Raw genomic sequence first — 24,448 nt, 5'->3', positions numbered from 1 at the left:
GTTATTGATAGAAAGAAATACAAAGAAAAACGGACGTCCTTTCGGGCGTCCGTTTTTTTATGCCTGCTGTTTATCCCATGAAGGTTGCACCCCGGAACTTATCCCCGGAAAGGTCCGCCGGTGATTGGCGAAACGTCTCCGCCGCCGGTGCTGTAGAGCACTATCCCCACCACCAGCAATACCATCCCACCGGTCAGCGCCAGCAGCGACCAGGTGATCCGCTGCCAGGCCGCAGGCGTACGGGTTGCGCTCAGTTTCACCGCCAGCGCACGGCTGTAAAACACCAGTACGCCAATCAGCGAGACGGTCAGCGAGGTGCCGATGGCCATCGTAATGGCTGAAATCACGCCCCAGCTGTACACGCCGATCACTTTGGAAAACAGCAACACCATGATCGCACCGGAGCACGGGCGTAATCCCATCGCCAGCACAATCGCTATCTGTGTGCGTAAATCGCCGCCCGCCTGAAGTTGCTGATCGCTCGGTACATGCTGATGTCCGCAGCCGCAATGTTCATCGTGGACATGTGTTTCACTGCCCATCGGCGACAGGCTGTGGATTTTCATTGCCGGCGCGGGACGCAGACTTTTTATCGTCTGCCACACCCGTTTCAGCGCCCGCCAGCACAGCAATAACCCGAGCAACATCACCAGAATGAAGCTGCCCCGCTCCATCCAGAAACTGCTCTGATGCAGCTGACGCGAGGAAAGTTGCAGCACACCGAGCACCACGCTGACCAGCAATATCGCCACCAGTCCTTGCACTATCGCCGAGGCAAACGTCAGTTTCAGGCTGCTTTTCAGTCGCGAAGGATGGGTTGCCAGATACGTGGTGATCACAATTTTACCGTGCCCCGGCCCGATGGCGTGGATCACGCCATAAATCAGGCTGAAACCGGCCAGCGTCATGCCCGACTGCATCGGATTTTCTTTCACCTGCCGCAACAGTCCGGCCAGTTCCTGATGCAATTCCCGCTGCCAGATAATGCTGCTAAGCAAAATGCGCGGCCAGTAATGGATTAACAGAAAAGCGCCGCCCGCCAGCAGCAACAGAAATATGGCCAGCGGCCACAGATCGCGCCATGAGAGGGTTTTCGGTGGCGTGGAGATTAATGACATTCCAGCGTGACCTTCTGAGCAAATTGCTGACCAAGATCCATATCTTCAGGCGGGGCATCAGCCTTATCGAGAGACAGCGCGTAGTTTTGCAGCGAGGCATCAGGCTTCGGCGTAAACAGCGCCAGCGTGCAACGTTTTTCCAGTTCCGGCGGCAGGTGCAGCGCGGTTTTGTCTTTATACGTCATATCAACAAAATACGAAGGATCGAAGGTAGAGAATTCCATCGGTTTACCGGCCAGAGCCTGAGGCTTCGCCAGCGGCAATACGAATTCCAGCACCGCCTGATCGCCTTTACGCGACAGCTGATATTCGCTGGGCAAGTCGAGATATTTAACCGGTTTACCTTCGCGATAAAAGTCAGTGAAGTAATGCTGACTGAGCACCCGCGCCATGACTTCCGCCGCCAGTTTTTTCCAGATATCTGAACCGGGTTTGGCGTTCTGCGCGTCGTACAGCAAATCTGCGGATGTAATTTCGTCCATCGTCCAGACCATTTTCAGCCCGGTCAGCGAGGTGTCATTCGCCACCAGCGTGGTTTGCATATCAATGAAACTGTGCGGGTGCGCCATGACCGTGGCGGGCAGGCAGAACAGCGCAACTCCCAGCCATTTGCCGTAACGGGAGAAAGGCCGGTTCCGGGCCCGGGTTAACGTCATTTCCATATCAGCGCCATATATTGTTACTAAGTAACAGTATTTTGCTGTGCATTTAAGCAGTCGTCAAAAATATCTGTGATCTGAGTTGTAAGCCGGAGTAAAACCCAATCCCCGCGCCTTATTGCGGGCATTGCCTTTGCTATGCTTGACTAATAATTTCAGGTGATACCTTTCCGGTAGGTGATATGAATCCAGACAAACAGCCCTCCCCTGCGCTTTCCGCTACGCAACGCCGTTGCCACGTGTTGCTGATGCTGTACGCGCCGCTGACGGCGGTTCAGCTGGAGATCATCAGCGAAATTAACGGCGTCGGATTAGGCACGACCTGGGAAGATCTGGCGGAAGTGACCTGCGAAATTCAGCGGATCCACCAGCTTGATGTGCTGCAATACAGCGAGAAAGAATGCCGCATTCAGGGCGATGCGCTGGCGCAGCGGCTGTGTTTATTTCAGGGATTGCGCCGGACGTTGCGCATTTCGCCGGACTTTGTTTCCCGCCATTTTATCCCGTGGCTGCATATCGCTTTCGAAGGTCAGACCTGCCCGAAGGCGGCATTGCGCACCGACATTCTGGGCATGGTGCTGGAAGATTCCGGCGCGCTGTTACCCAAACCGCTCAGCGGGCATGACCGCCAGCTGATGCTGATTTGTCTGCAATATTGTCTGTGGCAAAACAACGGTGCGACCGGTCTGCGCTTCACCGAACAACAGCGCCGCTGGCTGCGCGAAAAGCCTGAATATCCGGCGGCCCGTGAGCTGTTTATCCAGCTACAGGAACTGAGCAACGGCCTGCTGGATGACTGCGAGTGTGAGTTTTTCACCCTGATGTTACGCATGCTGAAAATCCACAGTTACCAGAGTTCCGGCTCGACCGAAGATCAGCGGCTGCTGTTAGAAATTGAGAACATGGTGGCGCGTTTTCAGGACATCGCCGGGATGAAGTTCAGCAGCTATGAAGGGCTGGTCGGCCAGCTTTTCGCCCATCTTGGCCCGGCAATTGAACGCTGTCATTTCGGCATTGGCATCGACAATCTGATGCAGGAAGAAGTGAACCGCATGTATCCGCGTCTGGTGCGTACCACCCGCGAAGCCTTGCAGGGTTTTGAACACGAATACCTGATCACGCTGTCAGAAGATGAAGTCGGGCTGGTGGCGATCACCTTCGGCGCGTGGCTGATGCAGGGTAACGCCTTGCAGGAGAAACAGATCCTGCTGCTGACCCATGATAATCCCGAGCTGGAAGAGGCCGTTGAACAGCAGATCCGCGAAGCGACGCTGCTGCCGCTGAATATCAAATATCAGACACTGGCGGATTTCTATAAATTCGGTGCGCCGAGCGGCGTGGCGATGATTGTCACGCCTTACGCCACCCGCAGCACCGACGCCGATCCGCTGGTGATCCACACACAATTGCCGCTGGCAAAAGAGCAGCGAAAACGTATCCGCTCGCTGCTCGAAGCCCCCTAGCGGGTGGAAACCTCCGGCGCTGACGGCGTAACCGCCGGACGCAGGAAAATCGCCGGTACGGCCAGCAGCGCCATCACCCAGAATAATCCGGCATGCAGATGTTCGAACAGGAAACCGGACACCATGGTCATCACCGCCACGCCGCCGCCCATCGCCAGCGCGGAATAGACCGATTGCAGACGGATCACCTGATCACGCGGACGCGCCGCGATAAAACGCATCCCGGCCAGATGGCAAACCGTGAACGTACCGCAGTGCAAAATCTGAATCACGATCAGCCATGGCAACGCGGTAAACGCCCCCATAAGTCCCCAGCGGACCACCCCGCAGAACGCCGACAGCAACAGGAGATCCCGCGCCGACCAGCGCCGGAACAGCTGATGACTGAAAGTGAATACCAGCACTTCTGCCACTACGCCCAGCGACCATAGATAACCAATGGTCGTTGAGGAATAGCCGACATCCTGCCAGTAAATCGCGCTGAAACCGTAATAGGCCGCATGCGCGCCCTGTAACAGCGTGACGCATAACAGAAACCGCCAGACCGGTTTTTCGCCGAGCAACGCTTTCCACGAAATACCCGCCGCGCCGCTTTGCCTCGGCTCGCCCACCGGTTTCACGCTCGGACGCAGCAACATGCCCAGCAGCATCGCTGCCACACCGGCGGTCAGCGTGTACAAAATCGCGTTATGGCCATAGACCTCAACCAGCTTGCCGGTCACTGCGGAACCGATCACAAACGCAATGGAACCCCAGACGCGCACCTTGCCGTAATCCATGTTGATCTGACGTTGCAGCGTCCCCGCCAGCGCATCGGTCAGCGGCACCAGCGGACCAAAGAACAGACTGAAACCGGCAATGTTGATCATCAGCCACGCCCAGCCGTTGCCAAACCAGAAGCCGACGGCAAAGGCCAGAGTCAGCAGCGCCAGAATACGCAAACCGGTGATGAGATAAGAAGGATCTTTAATGGAGGGCGAAATGATTAACGTGCCAAGAAAACGGGCGACCAGACCCGCGCCGAGCAGCAGGCCGATGCTTTCGGAGGAGATGCCTTCGCCTTTTAGCCATAAGCCCCAGAAGGGAAGAAAAATACCGTAACTGAAAAAATAGGTGAAATAACTGAGTGCAAGCCAGCGCGTGGAACGCAATTCCATAAATCCTCCGGTGTGAGGCCAATACTTTGACAAAGCTCACAATCGCTAGCAATCCGCAGACGCTTTCATACTCCCGTAATGTCTGCCAGCTCACAAATTCTGATACATGCCCATAAAAAAACCCGCCGTGGCGGGTTTTAGCAGCTTAACGGCTTCGCAAAATATTACGCGTAAACCGGGAAGCGTGCACAAATGTCGAGAACTTTCTGTTTAACGCGTTCGATGGTCGCTTCGTCGTTCACGTTGTCCAGCACGTCACAGATCCAGCCAGCCAGTTCACGGACTTCCGCTTCTTTGAAGCCGCGACGGGTCACGGCCGGAGTACCGATACGCACGCCGGACGTCACAAACGGGCTCTTCGGATCGTTAGGAACGCTGTTTTTGTTGACGGTAATGTTCGCGCGACCCAGTGCGGCATCGGCTTCTTTACCGGTCAGATTTTTATCCACCAGATCCATCAGGAACAGGTGGTTATGGGTGCCGCCGGAAACCACTTTGTAGCCACGTTCCAGGATCACCGCCACCATTGCCTGGGCGTTTTTCGCCACCTGCTGCTGGTACGCTTTGAACTCAGGTTCCATCGCTTCTTTCAGTGCAACCGCTTTACCGGCAATCACGTGCATCAGCGGGCCGCCCTGGCCGCCAGGGAAGACAGCCGAGTTCAGTTTTTTGTAGAACTCTTCGTCGCCGCCTTTTGCCAGAATCAGACCACCGCGTGGACCCGCCAGCGTTTTGTGCGTGGTGGTGGTCACGATGTGTGCGTGCGGAACCGGGTTCGGATAAACGCCTGCTGCGATCAGACCGGCAACGTGTGCCATGTCAACGAAGAAGTAAGCGCCCACGTTGTCTGCGATTTCACGCATTTTTGCCCAGTCAACGATACCGGAGAATGCGGAGAAACCGCCGATGATCATTTTTGGTTTGTGCGCTTCGGCCTGACGTTTCACGTCTTCGTAATCGATGTCGCCGCTTTCGTCGATGCCGTAAGGCACCACGTTGTACAGTTTGCCGGACAGGTTAACCGGTGAACCGTGAGTCAGGTGACCGCCATGGCCGAGGTTCATCCCCAGAATGGTGTCGCCCGGTTGCAGCAGCGCGGTGTATACCGCAAAGTTGGCCTGTGAGCCGGAGTGTGGCTGAACGTTGGCGAAATCGGCACCGAACAATGCTTTTGCACGGTCGATAGCCAGTTGCTCAACGATGTCGACGTACTCACAACCACCGTAATAACGTTTGCCCGGATAGCCTTCGGCATATTTGTTGGTCAGCTGCGAACCCTGAGCCTGCATGACACGCGGGCTGGTATAGTTTTCTGACGCAATCAGCTCGATATGTTCTTCCTGACGAACAACTTCTTTTTCCATTGCTGCCCACAGCTCAGCATCATAATCGGCAATGTTCATTTCACGCTTTAACATCCGCATCTCCTGACTCAACAAACTAAAAAATAAACGCCCCTTCCGGGTTCTGCGCAACAGTGTAAATGTTTAAGCGGCCTTCGGATAGGGTCAGTTTCAGGTTTTTAGGCAAACGATTGGCTCCAGATACAGCAAGGCTTTGATCTAAGAACCTCCGCCCATAATCAAGGGATATATATTCACCTGAACATGTACAAATTTCAGCTTTGTGACTCAGCGCGCCCCCCTGAATCCCCCTACCCCTTTAGGGGGTGTTTACAGAAATTGTGGGTTTATATAAGATGCATTTAAAATACATGTTTAGATAAAGTCATCACAGACACGGAGTTCACCATGCTTGATTCAGCCACTATCGCCACCGTTAAATCCACCCTTCCTTTGCTCGCCGCGACCGGCCCGAAACTGACTGCACACTTCTATGACCGCATGTTTGCGCATAATCCCGAGCTGAAAGACATCTTCAATATGAGTAACCAGCGCAACGGCGATCAGCGTCAGGCGCTGTTTGATGCCATCTGCGCATACGCTGCCAATATCGACAATCTGGCGGCGTTGCTGCCTGCGGTGGAACGCATCGCGCAAAAACACACCAGCTTCACCATTGAGCCTGAGCAATACAACATCGTCGGCGCACACCTGCTGGCGACGCTGGATGAAATGTTCAGTCCGGGTCAGGAAGTGCTGGATGCGTGGGGCAAAGCCTATGGCGTGCTGGCAAATGTGTTTATCCATCGTGAGGCCGAGATTTATCAGGACAGCGCCGGAAAAGCCGGTGGCTGGCGTGGCACCCGTGAATTCCGCATTGTTGAAAAACAACCGCAGAGTGAACTGATCACCTCTTTCCTGCTGGAACCTGTGGATGGCAAACCGGTGGCTGACTTCCGGCCGGGGCAATATCTGGCGGTGTACATCCGCGATGCCTCGCTGGAAAATCAGGAAATCCGTCAGTATTCCCTGACCCAGGCACCGAACGGCAAAACTTACCGCATCGCGGTAAAACGCGAAGGCCAGGGCGCGGTGTCCAGCTTCCTGCACAATGTCGCGCAAACGGGTGACATCGTTCATCTGGCCGCCCCGCACGGTGATTTCTTTATGGATATCAGCGATACCACGCCGGTGGCACTGATTTCTGCCGGTGTCGGTCAGACGCCGATGTTAGGTATGCTCAGCACGCTGGCCGGATGCGGACATCACGCGCCGGTGCAGTGGCTGCACGCAGCAGAAAACGGCGCGGTGCATGCGTTTGCCGGTGAAGTGAAAAGCGCGCAGGCCCGTCTGCCAAAACTGGAAAGCCATGTCTGGTATAACCAGCCACAGGCGAATGATTTACCCGGTGAAGATTTCCAGTATCAGGGGCTGATGGATCTGAGCAAAGTCAGCGGTCAGCTGAGCGATCCGGCGATGCATTTCTATCTGTGCGGTCCGGTGAGCTTTATGCAGTTCGCGGCGAAACAGTTGCTGGCGATGAACGTCAGCGAAGCGAACATTCACTACGAATGCTTCGGCCCGCATAAAGTGATTTAATCCGCGCCCGAAAAAAAAGGCTGACGCAAAATGTCAGCCTTTTTTGTTGCCGCGTCAGCAGAGATTAACGACGGCGGCGGCGAACCAGGAACAGCGCGATCAGCAGGATAACAATCAGCCCCGCAATGCCCATGCCCCAGTGCGCCAGTTCCAGCAACGGCGAAGGTTTACCGCCAGCGCGTAATTCCTTCACCCGCTGCGGCGTCACTTTCGCCTGATCGTTACCGAACTGCTGCAACAGCTGATTGCTCAGTGTGGCAACCTGCGTATCTGACAGCAAATGTTCAAATGCCGGCATCGCGACATTGTGGCTTTCCGGACCACGCTGCACGCCATGCAGGATCGCCATCACCAGATTGTCGCTGTTCAGGTGTCCCAGCGCGGTATTGTTGACCAGCGAAGGCAATCCGCCGTCCTTGCTGCCGCGCCCGTCGGGCTGGTGACAGCTGGCACAATAGCCGTCGTACACCTGCCAGCCGGTCATTTTATCGGCATCGGCCGGACGCGCAACGCCACGCAGATTATCGACATAACTGGCCGGAGTGCCGAACTGGTCGGCGGCTTTCGCCTGCCCTTCCTGACTCACCGGGGTGGTTTGTTTCAGCCACACGGCAATGGCCTGCAAATCACTGTCACTCAGATGGCTGAGACTGTGATCGATCGCCTCCGCCATCGGCCCCGCTGCCTGTGCTTTACCCGGCGCGTGACCGGTTTTCAGGTAACCGGCGATTTCATCCGTGCTCCAGTTTCCAATGCCGCTGACCGCGTCCGGGGTGATATTCGGCGCAAACCAGGTGCCCAGACTGCTGCCGCCCAGGGCTTTATCGCCCTGCTCGGCCATCAGCGCATTACGCGGCGTATGGCAGGTGCTGCAGTGCGCGAGGGCTTCCCCCAGATACGCGCCGCGGTTCACCTGATCACTTTTTGACGGATCGGCTTTAAACGCGCCTTTCTCGAGAAACAGCAGATTCCAGCCCGCCATCGACAAACGCACGTTGAACGGGAACGGCAGCGCGGTCGGCGTTGACGGCACATCCACCGGTTGTACGCCCTGCATGAAATAGGCGTACAGCGCTTTCATGTCGTCATCGCTGATTTTGGCATACGAGGTATACGGCATTGCCGGATAAAGATTCGCGCCGTCGCCACGCACGCCATCGCGCACCGCGTGTTCAAACTGTTCCAGCGTGTAATTGCCGATGCCGTCTTTTTTAGACGGCGTGATGTTGCTCGAATAAATGGTGCCCAGCGGCGTCGCCAGCCCGAGGCCACCGGCGAACGGCTTGCCGCCTTCGGTGGAATGGCAGGCCACGCAGTCACCGGCCACCGCGACATATTCGCCTTTCTTAATCAGCGCATCCTGTTGCGGCGACAACGCGGCATACGCTGCGCCCGCACTGAGGCTCAGGCCAAAGGCCAGCAATGCGCCCGTCAGACGTTTTTGAGATAAACGGTTCAGAGTCATGTCAGTCAGCCTATAGCGCAGTTTTGGCAAGATGATCAGCGGTACGTAACGCCAGAGCGACCGCAGTCAGCGTGGAGTTGACCGTGGCAGACGTTGGCATTACGCCGGTACTGGTGATGAACAGATTTTCATGGTCATGAGTGCGTCCGAACGCATCCACCACGGAATCTTTCGGGTCATGCCCCATGCTCATCGTGCCGGTAATGTGCTGGTTGTTGCCGTAAACGCCCGGCTTACTGAAGCGCAAATTGGTGCCGCCCATCAGTCTGGCAATCTCGGTATATTCCTTCACGGCGCGCGCCATACCGCGATGTACATAATCGTCCATGTGGTAAATCGCCGCCGGTTTAGGAATACCCAGTTTGTCTTTTTTGTCGCTGAGAATGATGCGGTTGTCGTAGTTCGGCAGTTGCTCCATGACGTTTTTCAGGCTGGTCTGGTGCGAGGCACGGCGACGGATTTCGTTATCCAGGCTGATGCCGTAAACGCCTTCCGCCAGCAAGTCCTGGGTGACGGACTGCACCTGCGACGAGTTGGCGATATCGATGCGGAATGAGGCGTAATCTTTGCGGAAATCGCCGTCGCGCAGGCTGTTGATCGACGCCGGACTCATCGGTCCGCGCCCGGCCCACAGCGGCTCTTCGGTTTCGAAAGTCAGCGAGTTACTCGGGTGATCCATCAGATGACGGCCAACGGTGCCGGAACTGTTGGCCAGTCCGTCCGGGTATTTATCGCTGGCGGAAATCAGCAGCAGTTTCGGGCTTTCGATGCCATTGGCGGCCAGAACGAAGTTTTTCGCCGTGACTTTATGTTCGCCTTTATCCGGATCGTAATAATGCGCGGCGACAATGCGGCCTTTCTCGTCGTGCTCGAGGCGGTAAACCACCGCGCTGGTGATCAGTTTTGCGCCCGCCGCTTCGGCAGCCTGCGCGGCGATGCCGCCGTGATATTGCGCGTCAATCGGGCAAATCGGCATACAGTTGTTGTTGCCACAACAGGCCGGACGCCCGTCGTAGTTACGGCTGTTACGCGCGGTGGTGTTCACAATCACGTCATAGCCGCCGGGTGCCAGACGTTCGCGAAAACGCTGTTGCAGCCAGGATTCCGCGACCGGTTCCATCGGGAACGGCTGATTGCGCGGTGAACCGTTATCGGGCGCACCGGAGACGCCCATTTTCACTTCGGCTTCGTAATAAAACGGTTCCAGTTCGTCATAGGATAACGGCCAGTCACGCCCCACGCCGTACAACGTTTTGATCTTCATATCGTTTGGCAGAACGCGCCACGCCTGCGCCGCCCAGTGCCAGGTGGTGCCGCCCATAATACGGATATATTCCGCCGGGAACGGATACGGCCCCTGCTGTTGCAGATAATCATTATCTTCCGGTTTGTATACCGGATGCGGCGACCAGTCCGAGTAAGGATACGGCGACATAAAGTCTTTTTTGCGTGGTGAATTACGGAAGTTTTCGGTCAGCGTACCGCGATCAATACGCGGGCCGGATTCCAGAATAATGACGGAGATGCCCTGTTTTGCCAGACGCTGCGCGACCAGCGAGCCGCAGATCCCTGAGCCGATGACGACGACGTCAGCGGAAAGTTGTTCACTCATTGTTTAACCCTTTTTGAACGTTATTTTCAGACAGGCTGTTTTGCCCAGGTGCCGTAAGCGCCGTAGGCATAGCTCGGCGGGTTGAGATGATCGCGAACCGCGACATTCATCAGCGCATTTTCATACGCCAGACACACCGCCTGTTTGCCATCGCCGACCACGCCGAGATACCACGCCTGTAAGATGCTGCGCGGCAGTTTCGCCAGCGCGGGCTGCCGGGTATCCAGGGCTTTTTGCAGGTCAGCGGCGTCAAGGTGATTCGCCGTGATAAACGCCTGCAACGCCTGGACCTGCGCGGTGAAATCCGGGTACAGCGCCAGCATGGTCTGGTAATAACGTTCAGAAAGGACCGGATCTAACTGATCATGACCGGTTAAATACAGCGAGAGTTGGGTGAAATCCTGTTTTGCCTGAGACAAACCGGCTACCGGCGCGGCATAAACCGGACTGAGCAGCAGTTTGTTCATCAGCGGGACGGAAAGCGCCGCCAGTGCGCCCCCTAAAAATACGCGACGGGAAATGCGTATGGGTTTTTCATGTGGTGACATTGCAAAGCCTTTTGAATGGGTGTGAAAACCACGATCAACGGAGATCAATCCACACCAGTTCCGGCAGCCAGATACTTTCACCCTGAATTGTTTTAGTTGGTGACTACAACGTATCTGACATATTTATCGAACTGGTATAACAACAAACGTGATTTTACTCTCACTTTTTCAATGAAGTCACAATAAAAACCCTACAAACTTCACACAAAACTAACAAATAGCATTTTTTGGGGTCATTCAGGCAAAGGGAATGCGCGGGGGATTATGGATTGGTATAACAGGGAGGAGAGTGCAGAAAAAAGCAGAAGGGTAAAACTCAGGGCCGGTAACGGGACATTACCCGCCCTGCTGACACATTAAATCGCTTCTTCGTCCTGCTCGCCGGTACGGATACGCACCACACGCGCGACATCGAACACGAAGATTTTGCCGTCGCCGATTTTACCGGTCTGTGCGGTGGTCATGATGGTTTCCACGCAGGTATCCACGATGTCATCCGCCACGACAATTTCGATTTTCACTTTTGGCAGGAAATCGACCATGTATTCCGCACCACGGTACAGTTCGGTGTGACCTTTCTGACGACCAAAGCCTTTCACTTCGGTCACGGTCATCCCGGTAATCCCGACTTCAGCCAGTGCTTCACGGACGTCGTCGAGTTTGAATGGCTTGATAATCGCATCAATCTTTTTCATGGCGGACCCTTATAATCATTCGTTTGCTCTCCGCCTTCCTGAGCGGCAGCATGGTTCACAGTCTGGTTTCGGATGCCTGAGGCATGCGAAGGCGCTAAAGGTATCATAGTTCAGCGGCAGGAATGTACCTCAAGCCTCTGAAAGTAAATTCCGGTTACTCTTTAAAATCGGTCGCTTCTAACTCGTGGCGCGACAACAACTTGTAAAATTCGGTGCGGTTACGCCCGGCGATACGGGCGGCCTGCGTGACATTGCCTTTGGTGATTTGCAGCAGCTTGCGCAGATAATTGAGTTCGAACTGATTACGCGCATCGGCAAATGTCGGCAGCGCGGTGTTTTCACCTTCCAGCGCCTGTTGCACCAGTGCCTCGCTGATCACCGGCGCCGACGTCAGCGCCACGCATTGCTCGATCACGTTCACCAGCTGACGCACGTTGCCCGGCCAGCTGGCGGCCATCAGCCGTTTCAGCGCATCGATGGAAAAACTGCGCACAAAAGGTTTGTGCCGCTGGGCTGCCACGCGCAACAGATGATTCGCCAGTAGCGGGATATCTTCAGAGCGTTCACTCAGCGTCGGCAATTTCAGGCTGACCACGTTCAGGCGGTAAAACAGGTCTTCGCGAAACTCACCCTTTTCCATCGCTTTCGGCAAATCACGGTGCGTCGCCGAAATAATCCGCACGTCCACATCGACATCCTGATTGCTGCCGAGCGGGCGCACCTTGCGCTCCTGCAATACGCGCAACAATTTCACCTGCAACGACAGCGGCATATCGCCGATTTCATCGAGGAACAACGTGCCGCCGGTCGCCGCCTGAAACAGCCCTTCACGGCTGCTCACCGCGCCGGTAAAGGCACCTTTGGCGTGTCCAAAGAGTTCGGATTCCAGTAACTGTTCGGGCAACGCACCACAGTTAATGGCGATAAAGGCTTTCTTGCCGCGCGGACTGGCACCGTGAATGGCCTGCGCCAGCACTTCCTTGCCGGTACCGCTCTGACCATTAATCAGCACGCTGACGTCAGACTGCGCGACCATATTGGCCTGTTCCAGCAAGCGCAGCATGATCGGGCTGCGGGTGACAATCGCCTCACGCCAGCTTTCATCCGCCGACGGGCTGGACTGCGCCAGCGCTTCATCGATGGCTTTATACAACGCATCGCGGTCGACCGGTTTGGTGAGGAAGCTGAAGACGCCCTGCTGGGTGGCCGCTACTGCATCGGGGATCGAGCCGTGGGCAGTAAGAATAATCACCGGCATGCCCGGCTGAAATTTCTGGATCTCGGCGAACAGCGCCATGCCGTCCATTTCATCCATGCGTAAATCGCTCAGCACCAGATCGATACGATCCCGGTGCAGGACACGCAGCGCTTCGGCACCGCTTTCCGCCGTGGTGACACGGAAACCCTCGCTGGTCAGGCGCATTCCCAGCAACTTGAGCAGGCTGGGATCATCATCAACCAGCAATAAACTGGCCGCTTTGCGTATCGTCATTTTGCGTTCGGATCCTTAGACGGTGGCGTATACGTCTCAGCCGGTTTCACTGCGTTGCCGGAAGCCGGTTTCGTCGCCGGCGTGCTGGCGTCGTTATCCGGTAAATCCCCCTGGATCTGTTTACGCGAGGAAAGCTGACGTTCAATGTCGGTCAGGTTTTCCAGCTTACGGCGCGTGTCTGCCAGACTGTCTTCCAGCACCTGTTGCTGTGCCGTCATCATTTGAATTTTTTCTTCGTTTACTGCCTGCTGACGGGCGTTGCGGGCTTTTTCATCCCCCAGCACCACCTGCAGGTTCTGGCGCTCACGCCATAACTGCACCAGCGGACGGATCGACCCCGGCATTTCGCCACGGTACTGGCTGACTTTCGCCAGCAACGCACGGCGCTGCTGCTGATCCGGTTCCGCACCGGCCAGCAGGATGCTTTGTTTAAACACCTCTTCCCAGCGGGTGGCGGGGATCTGCTGCGCCTGGAAACGCGCCTGTGCATCACTCATGCGTTCGGCGCAATCCATCGCCCGCAACCAGTACAGTGAATTGGTCACGGCGTCGCTGTCATCCAGCGCCCACAAGGTTTCACAGGGCGCGATGCGAAAATCGATCACTTTGCTGTCCGGGACAACCTGATCGGAGACTTGCTGATAATAGCGGTTATCGGCGGAATGCGTGACGCAGCCCGCCAGCGCCAGTGTGGCGCTCAATACGATGACCCGGCGGCGGAATACGGCACGCAGCCAGCCTGAAAATGTGATCATTCTTCATTCTTCTCAGCCGTCAGGGGCAATTCGATACGGAAACAGACGTCCGCATCCTCAACGGCAACCAGTTGCAGCTCTCCATGCATACGGCGAATACAATCCTGAGCAATACTCAGCCCCAGACCGCTGCCTTTTACGGCCCCTTTTCTCTGCTGGCTACCCTGGTAAAAAGGTTCAAAAATCATCGCGCGCTCGGCTTGCGGGATCGGTGTGCCGGTGTTCGCCACCTCAATTCTCACCCGTCCTTCAGCTTGCCGGCTGCGGACCCAAATAGTACCGGATTCAGCCCCGTAGTGCACCGCATTGGAATAGAGATTATCCAGCACGCGTTTCAGTAACGTCGGCTCGGCCAGACACTGCGGCGCATCGATGGAAACCTCGGTACGGATCTTCTTGGCGCGGGCAGGCAGGCTGTTGGCGGTCACCACCTCATCGATCAGCGCGTTAAGGTCGACCACCACACTCAGCGTCGGCGCATCTGCCAGCTTGCGGTTATAGTCGAGCAGTTGCTCGATCAGCGTCTGTAAATGGCGGCTGCTGTTATTGAGGATCGCCACCACCTCTTTTTGATCCGGCGTCAGCGGCCCGGCGACTTCATCCGCCAGTAATTCCGTGCCTTCACGCATACTGGCGAGCGGCGTTTTCAGCTCATGAGAAATATGGCGCAGAAACTCGTGACGCTGGGATTCCAGCCACGCCAGCCGCTCACTCAGCCAGACGATGCGCTGCACCAGCGAGCGGATTTCCCGCGGGCCTTTAAAGCGCGTGACATCCCCGAGATTACGCCCTTCTCCCAGCCGGTTGATCATCCGCTCGACGCCTTTCACCGGTCCGATAATCATGCGGGTAAACAGCAGCACCAGCGCGCCACTGAGCAGGAACAGCACCAGCGCCTGCCAGCCAAAAAACTGGCCGCGTTCGGCAATCGCGCGCTGAAGTTGTTGCCCGCGCGAAAACACCACTTCCCGCGTCGCCTGTACCATTTCGGCGTTAGTACGTGAGAAATTCTCCAGCCGCGCCGAGGATTCGGCATCCGGCGAGTTATTGCGGCAAACCGGTTGGGTCAGTTGCGTCAGCAAGGTGCGCAGCGTCTGGTAGTAACGTAAATCCGGCAATACCGACGCATGGGCATCCAGCAACTGCGCGTATTGTTTGTGCTGATTTTGGTAAAGGCGGGAAAGGGTCGGATCATCGAGAACACAATACTGGCGGTAACTGCGCTCCATCTCCAGCGCAATACTGGACATGGATTCACTGCGACGGGCGTCGCTCAGCGTGGTGCGGTTAATGCGTGCCGCCTGACGGCTGAGCTGATCGAGGCTGTCATACGCCTGATAAGCCAGCACCAGCAACGGAAGCAGAACCAGCAGGAAAGCCATCAGTACCAGCTGGCGGAGCGAACCGGGGAATAAACGTCCTCTTTTCAACGCATTCATCTCATTGACCACAGATAACGTCATGCTAGCGGACAACGGTTTGAACAGCCAGTCTCAGAGAGGGAATTGAAAGCGATTTGATGGGCGAAAGCCGGGAGGGGTTGGCCTGCTGAAACTTCTTCAGAAAATTCAGCAGGCCGGAAGAGGTGGTGCCTCACTCAACGTGTCGTTCGATGCTTGATAACGTGCTTGCGCAACGATTATCGGTCTGGTGAACGATAGGCACCGTTTCTTTGGCGTCATTCGGACATTATGAGCATATCAACGCTTTCGCGTGAGCCAATCATAATCAGGTGAATGAGCAACTACCCCATTCTAGCAGGATACGTGCCAACTTTTAAACAAAAACATCAACTGAATGAATATAAAGGATTTAAATATAATTTCCGCAATCAGATTCTCTGCGCGACGCGTTTCTGGCGACGAAAAAACACCCACACTGTCGCCATATCGCAACACTCCAGGCCCCCGCAATCACAATCTATAATTATCAATAACTTATATGTCGCTAAATGGCGACAACGCCAGGCGCGATTGTCGCCAATTTATGACACACCGGGATCAGTGATTAATGACGGCCTTTTTACTCAGCTGTTTATGGCTGTACATCGCCTGATCGGAATCTGCCAGTAACGCCTGAACAGAGGCATGTTTACCGCTGTCATATTCCGTCTGCCCGACGCTGAATTTAATGTTGTATCCGCGCTGCTCAAGCAGATTCCACGCCACAACCGCCTCATGCAGACGCTGCATAATCTCTGCCGCCTCAAGATGGCTGGCATTGGTCAGCAGCGCGACAAATTCATCACCGCCCAGGCGGCCGACGACATCGGTTTCCCGCAATAAGCCGCTGAGAATACCGGCAAAAACAGTCAGCGCCCGGTCGCCTTCAGCATGACCAAATTGATCGTTAATACCTTTGAAATCATTGAGATCAAAAAACAGCATGGTGGCCGGTACGCCCAACTTCTGGCAGGCCGTCAGCGCCTGTTGCGCCTGAGCCTCAAAGCCCCGACGGTTGGCCACCAGCGTCAGTTCATCCATCGTCGCCATCTGCAGGGCACCGATCTCCTGTTCTGCCATTTTGGCTAAATCGCGCAAAAGCTGGCGTTCGTCATCGCCCATGTCGCGGGGCTTAATGTCAATCAGGCACAAGGTGCCGAGGGAACTGCCGTTGGGCACAATCAGCGGACAACCAGCGTAAAAACGAATCCCCGGATCGCCGGTCACCAGCGGGTTGTCATAAAAGCGTTCGTCACTGAGGGTGTTGGGGACCAGCAGAATGTCATCCTGCAAAATGGCGTGGGCGCAGAATGAAACGTCTCTGGACGTCTCGGTGGCGGCCAGCCCCTGACAGGATTTAAACCACTGGCGGTTAACGTCCACCAGTGAAACCAGCGCGATAGGCACATCGAACAGGCGTCTTGCCAGACGGGTCAGGCGGTCAAAACGCTCTTCGGGCAGCGTATCAAGTAAATTATAGGCACGCAGCGCATGGATGCGTTTCGCCTCGTCAGCGGGGATTTCTGGCGTTTTCATTCACGGACCTCATATTTCATGCTTCCCCCTACTTCAGACTGCAAGATGCCAGTCGTCAGGTGAAACAGATTTCCCGGATTCAAATAAAAAAATAAAGAGAGCGTTTGGAGATTTTTACCCTTTATATTAGCGAACAAAAACAATAGCAAAAAAATTGTACTGGATGGGCGCCCACCGCAAGTTTTGTATATGTTTGTGTTAGGAATTTTATTATCAATAATATTTTTAAGCGCTCTGAATCTCGCCAGCCCGCTTAAGATGGCACATCTCTACAAAGAAATCTGTAAAGTGAAAAATGCTTTTCGGAGAAAAGGTAAAACCATTTATCCCCCTTCCGGCCTCCTGCAAGGCAATCCACTGCTCCGACAGTCAAGGGAACAGGCTTCCCTTCTGCTTATTCTTAATATGTTATTAACTATATTAATAATATCAACATGATATATTTTAGAACCGTTATCGCTTCATTTTACTTCCCCAAAACAATAGCAACACGCACATTTACAGGATGTAAATCATGCCCTTTTTCAAAAAAAAAAACCCATCATCTTACACGCGTGCAATGTATTTAGCTGAGCGGGATAAGTGGTTAAATAGAAGAAAAGTGTGGGATAAGCAAAAAGCAGCCACACTACAAAGCTGGGCCGTACTGCCTGAGCGCCATGTTTTGGTCCATACCATTAAACGGCACGAAAGCCCGTTCTGCCGTCAGGACGCAGCCTCCCTGTTTAATAGTTGGGATGTCTTCAGCACATCATTGGTTGATTTAAACGATATTAAAAAATTCACGACACAGTCTTCTCGTTACACAGGGATGTATCACAACATCGCGCTGGTTCTTGACGTTCCCCGACAAAATATTCTCGGGACATTCCCGCGTGACGTGTCGTTTATGAACCATGCCGGACGGGAAGGAGGTCACCCCCAGGGGCGGCTGATCGACCCCTATGAACTTGTGGACTGCATTCGGACCGGAGTAGGAGTAAATGGCTTCAGATGCGAGGGTGGCTATCAGCAACTTTTGACCCCCGCTGCGCTCATGACACAAGATAAAGCGATCCGTCGTGAATATACCCACAATGAAATACTGATTATCGGCCGCCCGGGTCTGAATCTCTATGCCGGGCTCCCCGCAACTCAAAGCATCCGGGTGACGAGAGTGTTAGGCGTCGATGATGTGCCGTTTCCTGACTACAGTAAGGTCCCTGCTGGTCACATGAAGACCACGGAAGAGATTGGAAAACACGTTGCCCGGCTCAACAACGTGCCCTTTGAAATGCTCTGATCCCGCGCCCGGATCAATGCTCACTGAAACCGAGTGAATTTGGCGCCGGCACCGGTTGTTCACAGTCTGCCGGATTATCCGCTTTGGCCGGATCACACATCACCGCCTGCGGCGGCAGGAAAATATGGTCGAGGATCGCCCGCGCGGTCGGCCCGGCCACCACACCATCGCCGCCGCCATTTTCCATGATCAGCGCCATCACCACCGTCGGGTGTTTATAAGGGGCAAACGCCGTATAGAAGATGTGGTCACGCAAACGTACCGGCGTCATTTTGGCGTTGTATACCTGATTCTCACGCAGACTGAACACCTGCGAGGTGCCGGATTTCGCCGCAATCTGATAAGGCGCGGTGTGGAAAAGTTTATAGCCGGTGCCGTTCGGGAAATTCGCCATGCCAAACATCCCGTTTTTCACGATGCCCCAGATCGGCGATTTCGGATCAGCGATTTGCTGCGTCGGCGGCATTTTATACGGCGTGATCACTTTGCCGCTTTTGGCAGAATATAACAGGTGCGGCGTTTCCAGCTTGCCGTTGTTCACCAGTGCACTCAGCGCCCTCACCATCTGGATCGGCGTCGCCACCCAGTAGCCCTGACCGATACCGACAGACACCGTATCGCCCTGATACCAGCCCTTTTTATGTACCTTCAGTTTCCATTCACGACTCGGCAGCACACCGTTATATTGCTCATCAAGATCAATACCGGTTGATTGCCCGTAACCAAATTTGCTCAGCCACGTATGAATACGGTCAATGCCCATTTCATAAGCCACCTGATAGAAGAATGTATCAGCGGATTCTTCAATGGCTTTGGTGACATTCAGCATGCCGTGACCGGTTTTCAGCCAGTCGCGGTAATGGCGCTGGGTGCCGGGCAGCGTCCAGGTTGGCGCGCCAAAGAACGATGTTTGCGGTGTTATCACGCCTTCAAACAGTGCTGATGTCGCCATAAACGGTTTCACCGTGGAGGCCGGAGGATACAGCCCCTGCGTCACACGGTTGATCAGCGGCAGATCCGGGTTTTTCAGTAACGCACTGTATTGCTTGCTGGAAATCCCGTTCACAAACGGGTTCGGATCATAGCTCGGGCTGGAGACCATGGCTTTAATGCCGCCGTCGCGCGGATCCATCACCACCACGGCGGCGCGCTGGCCTTTCAGCACTTTTTCGATGTACTGCTGCAAACCGAGATCCAGCGTCAGGTAGATATTCTGCCCGGCCTGCGGCGGCACTTCTTTCAGTAAGCGCACCACATGGCCGTGGTTATCCACTTCCACTTCCTGATAGCCGGTGCGGCCATGCAGGATATTTTCATAATACTTTTCAACGCCCTGCTTGCCGATGTCGTGGTCGGCGGCATAGTTTTCTGAAATGCCTTCCGCATCGAGACGTTTGGCATCTTTATCGTTGATCTTGGAAACGTACCCCACCACATGCGCCAGTTCCGCGCCGTACGGATAGCGGCGCTGCTGATAAGTGCTGATGGATACGCCGGGGAAATCAAACTGATTGACGGAAAAACGCGCGACTTCGACATCGGTCAGCGCCAGTTTCAGCGGGATTTGCGCGAAGCGACGGCCGTGGATCATGGCATCGTGGAAACTGGTCAGATCGTCGGCTGTCAGATCGACAATCGGCGTCAGTGCCTTCAGTGTCGCATTAAGATCTGGCACTTTGCCGGGGATCACCTGGATCTGATACAGCGTGATATTTTGCGCCAGCACCACCCCGTTGCGATCCATGATCAGCCCGCGACTTGGGGCGATCGGCAGCATTTTGATGTCGTTCTGATTCGAGCGGGTCTGGTAAAAATCATGCATTCCCACCTGCAGGTGGTACAGATTGAACACCAGGGCGGCAGACAATAACACCACAACCAAAAATGCGATCACGGCGCGACGAACGAAAAGGACGGACTCGGCGGTATGGTCGCGGATTTCGTCGTTAAGTAAGGCCATAAGCGGGCAAATACCTTTATTGTCTGCTTCTTAAAGCGGGCGAAAAATGGAATAACGTGAGGACTGGAAAAGTGCGCAAGGATAGCCCGTCGTGCAACAGGCGACTATAAGAAGTGTGCTAATGAAGTGGCAGGAGTGTTTCTATTTATTGCAGGGCGTTGCGGACTGGCTCAACGCCCCTGATCCAGAAAATGCGGGAGGCTCACCTTTTTACTTCGCGGTATTCACTTTGCACTCACCGTAGACATAGCCTTCGGTCTGGGTAGCCACCACAAAACTGTCTTTGACGTGAATATACATCAGGTTATCTTGCGCACCGGCTTTCATCGGCTGATTATCTTTGCCGATGATATCCGTCAGTTCCGGGCTGGTGACCATTTTGCTGCCATCCGGTGAAAAACTGAAAGTATTACCCGCGTCATAGACCGGTGCGTTTTTATTGACGACTTCGGACACATCGTTGCCATCATCAGACTGCGTGTGGTGCGTTAATACACATTGATACTGAGTGACAGCAGATGCTGAAAAGGACGCCAGCACCAGGGTAACCGCCACAAAACTGCCTAACCTGACCATCAGATAAATCCATAAAGTGAGCAAGAGTTCCATGCTATCACTTGTCTGGCTGATAGAAAGAGCCTGCCGAAGAAATATTCACGAGCCAAATACTTTAAGCCAAATTAGCTCGCGAAATGAATTTGATCGCTGATTATTTAGACAATATCAGTTTAATACCCAGCAGCGCCATCACTCCGCCACTCACCCGATCGATCGCATTTTTGTAGTGCAGATAAGCATTTCGCGGACGGGCTGAAGACAGTACATACGCCACGAACGCATACCATAACGTATCAATGGTGAAGGCCAACACCGGCAACACGATATACAGATAAAACGGGATGTGATGCGAAAGCAATGCTGCGAAAACCCCGGCCAGAACAATCGCCGTATTCGGGTTACACAACTGCGTCAGCAAACCGAAACTGAACCCTTTACGGAAACCGATTTCTGCAGACTGCGTCGCATCCACATGCAGGCTTTTGTGAGAACCACGGAACATTTGCACCGCCAGATAGATCAGGTAAATCCCCCCGCCCACTTTCAGCACTTTATACAACCACGGCACATTCAGCAGAATGGAATGCAAACCGGAAAGCGCAATCACTGAAAAAATCGCACAACCCACCCCCATTCCCAACGCGGTCGCCAGACCGTCACGACGCGACGAAGACACTGCCGTTTTTGCCACCAGCACAAAACTCTGTCCTGGGCTCATGGCCCCCACCAACAACGCCACTCCAATACTCACTACCGACAGCCATTCAGCTTGCATCTCATCCACCTTTATTCATCCCGGTAAAATACAAATCTCACTTTTATCATCTGGCTGGTCAATAGGGACAAGAGCACTTCGCTGTAAAACACATCACTCTGCTCGTTTACTCAGTTTTTGTACTGCCACTAAGAAAAATCCTGCCTATAATCCGCAGATTGCACTTAAGCCGTTAACAAAGGATTGAGATGAAATCGTTCAAAGTACCGGGGACGGAAATACATTTACGTTTCCATGAGTTGTCAGGGCTGGGCGTTCCGCTGGTGTTTCTGCACGGTCTGGGATGTGCGGCTTCCTGCGATTTTCCGCGCGTAGCGACCGATGCATCACTGCGTCCGCGTCGTTCATACCTGCTGGATTTCGCCGGTTCAGGCTACAGCGATAAACCCGATGATTTCAGCTACAGCCTGCAGGCACACACTGACTGCGTCATTGCCTGGCTGGACAGTCTCGGCGTGCCGCAGGTCAACCTGTTCGGCCACAGCATGGGCGGCAGTATTGCCATTATGGTGGCGGCGCAGCGGCCGGATCTGATCCAGCGGCTGATTGTCGCCGAGCCGAATCTGGATGCCGGAGGCGGCGTATTCAGCCATGCCGTCACGCAATACTCAGAAGCTGATTACCTGCGAGAAGGTCATGCGCATCTGATTAAGGTCGCAGTTCGCGGTAACGATCATATCTGGGCGGGATGTATGGGCATCGCCTCGCCACTGGCGATCCACCGTCAGGCGGTCGGACTGGTCAATGGCGACGCCGTGTCATGGCGCGAACAGCTCTATCAGCTGGAAATGCCCGCCACCGTATTATTTGGTGAGTTTTCACTGCCGGAACCGGATGTCGCCGTTCTGCCACAACATGGCATTCAGACCGCCATCGTGCCGCAGGCCGGTCATTCGATGATGTGGGAAAACCCGACCGGTTTGGCAGCGGCCATCAATGCCGCGCTGAATACGGCAGCCTTGTAGGCCGGGATCCTCAACCGGTGATCTCTTCCTGATGCTCAAGCAAGTGCAGAAAGTCCCTGACTTGTCTGGCATCGGACACTGAACGTAATTGCAGCGCCAGATTGATATTCTCCAGTATGACTGCGTTTTGCACCTGAGGGGCGTCGTTTGCCAGTCGCCTTTCTCTCACCAGCCAGTCCGCCACATCCTTCCAGCGCCAGAGGGGGGAATTCCCTTTGAGCCGCTGAACGGGGGTGGGGAAATTACGCGGCCCTCTTGCCCCCTCTTTCAATAAGGCGACGGACTGGCGGGTCAGCCCGGCCAGTCCGGCAATATCACTGAGCCCGACGAACACAGAATCTACCGATTCAACCCGGGCATTCAGACCTGCGGATTCAATATCACGGACAGCCGTCATAATGGCGTTAGCGAATGAAGTACCCTCCCGGTCAAACTCGAGATAAACCGACGTGCCATAAAAAGCGATCAGTGCATCATCGCAGCCGCTCTCCCAGAGCGCGTCTTCCAGCATTTCGGTATCCGACGTGACACCGGAAAGCGTCAGCATGAAGTGATAGAGTGGCAAAGAATCTCCTTATTCAGTCAGGGCAGAAAAGGCGGTTTCCCGCCCTGGTGTTATGTCTTATCAGGTAAGCAATGTTCTACCCTTCTGATAATTTGCGCAGCGTGGTTTTCCGGATTCCGGGGAGTAGACCAGATGCTCATCATATGTTCTCGATGAGCAGAGGTTCCGCACCGGAGCCGACCAAAGCAGTGTGAACTGCCGCCGCCGCTGACAAAATGCCAGCCTTCAGACATCGCATATTCAATGGCTGCGTGAATATGCTTATTAGGATGTGCCTTCATTGGCCTCCTGTTGCTGTAGTATATCCTCTCGTTGACATCCGTCAACACCAGCATGCATACATCCTCATGCACGCCGAAAGTGTAACTCCGCGTCAGGTATGGAAACCTTCAAAAAACGACATCTGAACAAATAAATATTTCGCCCGTTGCTGCTCTCAGAAGCTCCCCGCCAGAATCTTCTCCGCCTCGGCTGGCGTCAGCGGATAATCAAAGAACCGGCGGTAAAAATCTTGCGTGGTTTGCACCATATTCAGATCCGGAAAAAGTGCCGGATGCAGTTTCTGCGCAGCCCACTGAATTTGTAATGCGGTTTCGGTGCCATACCGGTCCCACGGGAACACCCCCGCCGGATTGCGCCACACGCGGCCCTGTTTCACCGCGTCGAGCAATGCAAACTGGCTGGCGTAGGCGGAGGTCGCGATATCTCCGGCGCTGGCAGCCAGAATGATCACATCCGGTTGCCATACCAGCAGTTGCTCAGCGGAAACCGCCTGCATATTGCCTTTCAGCCCGTCGGCGGCATTGCGTCCACCGGCGGCACGGATCCACTGGTCGATCAGCGTGTCGCTGCCGTCGACTTTCAGCGGATTCAGCGACTGAATATGCAGCACTCGCGGACGCTGCTGCGCAGTCAGGCTGGCGGTTTTCGCGGCAATCACCTGCAAATGATCATCCAGATAATGAATGTAATCCTCTGCCCGTTTTTCGGCCTGCGGCGTGCCCAGCACCTGCGCGGTGGTGCGCAGGGAACGCGTCATGGAATCAAAATCGGTGAACTTCATTTCGACCACCGGCAGACCGGCCTGACGCAGCGCGACTGCATCGCGATTACCGGCGCTGACAAACACCACATCCACTTTCTGCGCCAGCAGGCTTTCGGCATTAAACGTGGTGCCTTTTACCGACAGCGCCTGATTCAGCGACGGCTGAATGTGAAACATCCACGGCTGGCTTTCGGGATGATTCACCGTAGCGACGATGTTTTTCCCTGCGCCCAGCGTCATCAGTAATGAATGATGCGCGTACCAGGCATCGGCGATCCGCGCCACTCTGGCAGGCAGGATCACCTGTTTACCCGCATCATCCGTCACTTCGCGGGTTGCGCTGACACTGCTCAGGCTGAACAGACTCAGTACGCCCGCCAGAATCCAACCTGTCGGTAATTTCATTTCTATTTC

22 protein-coding genes are annotated in these 24,448 nt (G+C 54.7%); 4 read left to right on the top strand and 18 right to left on the bottom strand.

Features of this window, described 5'->3' with window-relative positions; translation table 11 throughout:
• Positions 1 to 98 precede the first annotated feature (98 nt).
• Together J9880_RS12990 and J9880_RS12985 are read right to left on the bottom strand one after the other, a co-directional pair.
• Positions 99 to 1,118 carry a nickel/cobalt transporter gene (locus J9880_RS12990; protein ID WP_232769443.1) on the bottom strand — a complete coding sequence of 340 codons (1,020 nt, stop codon included), beginning with the start codon at positions 1,116 to 1,118 and terminating at the stop codon, positions 99 to 101.
• Positions 1,109 to 1,774 (bottom strand): DUF1007 family protein, encoded by a 666-nt coding sequence (locus J9880_RS12985; protein ID WP_232769442.1) that lies wholly within the window; start codon positions 1,772 to 1,774, stop codon positions 1,109 to 1,111. The genes J9880_RS12990 and J9880_RS12985 overlap by 10 nt, the downstream gene beginning before the upstream one ends.
• 185 nt (positions 1,775 to 1,959) lie before the next feature.
• Here J9880_RS12985 and csiE point away from each other — a divergent pair, with 185 nt between their 5' ends.
• Positions 1,960 to 3,240, top strand: coding sequence for a stationary phase inducible protein CsiE (gene csiE / locus J9880_RS12980; RefSeq protein ID WP_095923042.1), 1,281 nt, complete (start codon positions 1,960 to 1,962; stop codon positions 3,238 to 3,240).
• Here csiE and J9880_RS12975 read toward each other — a convergent pair.
• Positions 3,237 to 4,397 carry a 3-phenylpropionate MFS transporter gene (locus J9880_RS12975; protein ID WP_095923043.1) on the bottom strand — a complete coding sequence of 387 codons (1,161 nt, stop codon included), beginning with the start codon at positions 4,395 to 4,397 and terminating at the stop codon, positions 3,237 to 3,239. The two genes, csiE and J9880_RS12975, sit on opposite strands and share 4 nt — an antisense overlap.
• A 164-nt stretch (positions 4,398 to 4,561) precedes the next feature.
• Entirely contained in the window at positions 4,562 to 5,815 is a 1,254-nt protein-coding gene (glyA, locus tag J9880_RS12970; protein ID WP_232769441.1) for a serine hydroxymethyltransferase, read from the bottom strand.
• Positions 5,816 to 6,148: 333 nt separating this feature from the next.
• Here glyA and hmpA point away from each other — a divergent pair, with 333 nt between their 5' ends.
• Entirely contained in the window at positions 6,149 to 7,339 is a 1,191-nt protein-coding gene (hmpA, locus tag J9880_RS12965; RefSeq protein ID WP_095923045.1) for an NO-inducible flavohemoprotein, read from the top strand.
• A 64-nt stretch (positions 7,340 to 7,403) separates the two neighbouring features.
• Here the strand turns inward: hmpA and J9880_RS12960 are convergent, their stop codons facing one another.
• The 8 genes from J9880_RS12960 to J9880_RS12925 form a co-directional block, all read right to left on the bottom strand.
• Positions 7,404 to 8,804 (bottom strand): c-type cytochrome, encoded by a 1,401-nt coding sequence (locus J9880_RS12960; protein WP_095923046.1) that lies wholly within the window; start codon positions 8,802 to 8,804, stop codon positions 7,404 to 7,406.
• A gap of 10 nt (positions 8,805 to 8,814) precedes the next feature.
• Positions 8,815 to 10,416: a GMC family oxidoreductase gene (locus tag J9880_RS12955; protein WP_095923047.1), complete on the bottom strand. Its 1,602-nt coding sequence runs from the start codon at positions 10,414 to 10,416 to the stop codon at positions 8,815 to 8,817.
• A gap of 26 nt (positions 10,417 to 10,442) precedes the next feature.
• Positions 10,443 to 10,964, bottom strand: coding sequence for a sorbitol dehydrogenase family protein (locus tag J9880_RS12950; protein WP_095923048.1), 522 nt, complete (start codon positions 10,962 to 10,964; stop codon positions 10,443 to 10,445).
• A 356-nt stretch (positions 10,965 to 11,320) separates the two neighbouring features.
• Complete coding sequence (gene glnB, locus J9880_RS12945) at positions 11,321 to 11,659, bottom strand: nitrogen regulatory protein P-II (protein ID WP_013574351.1); 339 nt, start codon at positions 11,657 to 11,659, stop codon at positions 11,321 to 11,323.
• A gap of 154 nt (positions 11,660 to 11,813) precedes the next feature.
• Positions 11,814 to 13,151, bottom strand: a complete 1,338-nt coding sequence (gene glrR, locus J9880_RS12940) for a two-component system response regulator GlrR (RefSeq protein WP_119822676.1) — start codon at positions 13,149 to 13,151, stop codon at positions 11,814 to 11,816.
• Entirely contained in the window at positions 13,148 to 13,906 is a 759-nt protein-coding gene (qseG, locus tag J9880_RS12935) for a two-component system QseEF-associated lipoprotein QseG (protein ID WP_232769440.1), read from the bottom strand. Before qseG ends, glrR begins: the two co-directional genes overlap by 4 nt.
• Positions 13,903 to 15,345, bottom strand: coding sequence for a sensor histidine kinase (locus J9880_RS12930; protein ID WP_095925195.1), 1,443 nt, complete (start codon positions 15,343 to 15,345; stop codon positions 13,903 to 13,905). The genes qseG and J9880_RS12930 overlap by 4 nt, the downstream gene beginning before the upstream one ends.
• A 561-nt stretch (positions 15,346 to 15,906) precedes the next feature.
• Entirely contained in the window at positions 15,907 to 16,884 is a 978-nt protein-coding gene (locus J9880_RS12925; protein WP_119822678.1) for a GGDEF domain-containing protein, read from the bottom strand.
• A gap of 514 nt (positions 16,885 to 17,398) precedes the next feature.
• Between J9880_RS12925 and J9880_RS12920 the strand changes: the two genes are divergently transcribed.
• Positions 17,399 to 18,166, top strand: a complete 768-nt coding sequence (locus J9880_RS12920) for a hypothetical protein (protein ID WP_119822679.1) — start codon at positions 17,399 to 17,401, stop codon at positions 18,164 to 18,166.
• Positions 18,167 to 18,179: 13 nt separating this feature from the next.
• Here the strand turns inward: J9880_RS12920 and mrdA are convergent, their stop codons facing one another.
• From mrdA to J9880_RS12905, 3 genes are all read right to left on the bottom strand, one after another.
• Complete coding sequence (mrdA, locus tag J9880_RS12915) at positions 18,180 to 20,126, bottom strand: penicillin-binding protein 2 (protein WP_119822680.1); 1,947 nt, start codon at positions 20,124 to 20,126, stop codon at positions 18,180 to 18,182.
• 210 nt (positions 20,127 to 20,336) lie between these two features.
• A complete protein-coding gene (locus tag J9880_RS12910) occupies positions 20,337 to 20,735 on the bottom strand; it encodes a hypothetical protein (protein WP_229921073.1) in 399 nt (132 codons plus the stop codon).
• Positions 20,736 to 20,835: 100 nt separating this feature from the next.
• On the bottom strand, positions 20,836 to 21,459 hold the full coding sequence (locus tag J9880_RS12905) for a LysE family translocator (RefSeq protein ID WP_095923054.1): 624 nt from the start codon (positions 21,457 to 21,459) through the stop codon (positions 20,836 to 20,838).
• 188 nt (positions 21,460 to 21,647) lie between these two features.
• On the opposite strand from J9880_RS12905, the gene J9880_RS12900 reads away from it, so the two are divergent.
• The gene (locus J9880_RS12900; protein ID WP_119822681.1) at positions 21,648 to 22,424 is read left to right on the top strand and encodes an alpha/beta fold hydrolase; all 777 of its coding nucleotides are present in this window, start codon (positions 21,648 to 21,650) and stop codon (positions 22,422 to 22,424) included.
• 10 nt (positions 22,425 to 22,434) lie between these two features.
• Here the strand turns inward: J9880_RS12900 and J9880_RS12895 are convergent, their stop codons facing one another.
• The 3 genes from J9880_RS12895 to J9880_RS12885 all read right to left on the bottom strand — a co-directional run bounded on the left by J9880_RS12895 (position 22,435) and on the right by J9880_RS12885 (position 24,439).
• Complete coding sequence (locus J9880_RS12895; protein WP_119822682.1) at positions 22,435 to 22,989, bottom strand: DNA-binding protein; 555 nt, start codon at positions 22,987 to 22,989, stop codon at positions 22,435 to 22,437.
• Between the two features lie 50 nt (positions 22,990 to 23,039).
• Entirely contained in the window at positions 23,040 to 23,270 is a 231-nt protein-coding gene (locus J9880_RS12890) for a hypothetical protein (RefSeq protein WP_232769439.1), read from the bottom strand.
• Between the two features lie 155 nt (positions 23,271 to 23,425).
• Complete coding sequence (locus tag J9880_RS12885) at positions 23,426 to 24,439, bottom strand: ABC transporter substrate-binding protein (RefSeq protein WP_232769438.1); 1,014 nt, start codon at positions 24,437 to 24,439, stop codon at positions 23,426 to 23,428.
• Between the last annotated feature and the right edge of the window lie 9 nt (positions 24,440 to 24,448).

This window comes from Rahnella victoriana (assembly GCF_021276285.1).
Classification (GTDB): Bacteria; Pseudomonadota; Gammaproteobacteria; order Enterobacterales; family Enterobacteriaceae; genus Rahnella; species Rahnella victoriana.
The sequence above is the reverse complement of the archived record's forward strand: the minus strand, read 5'-3'. Positions and strand labels throughout refer to the sequence as shown.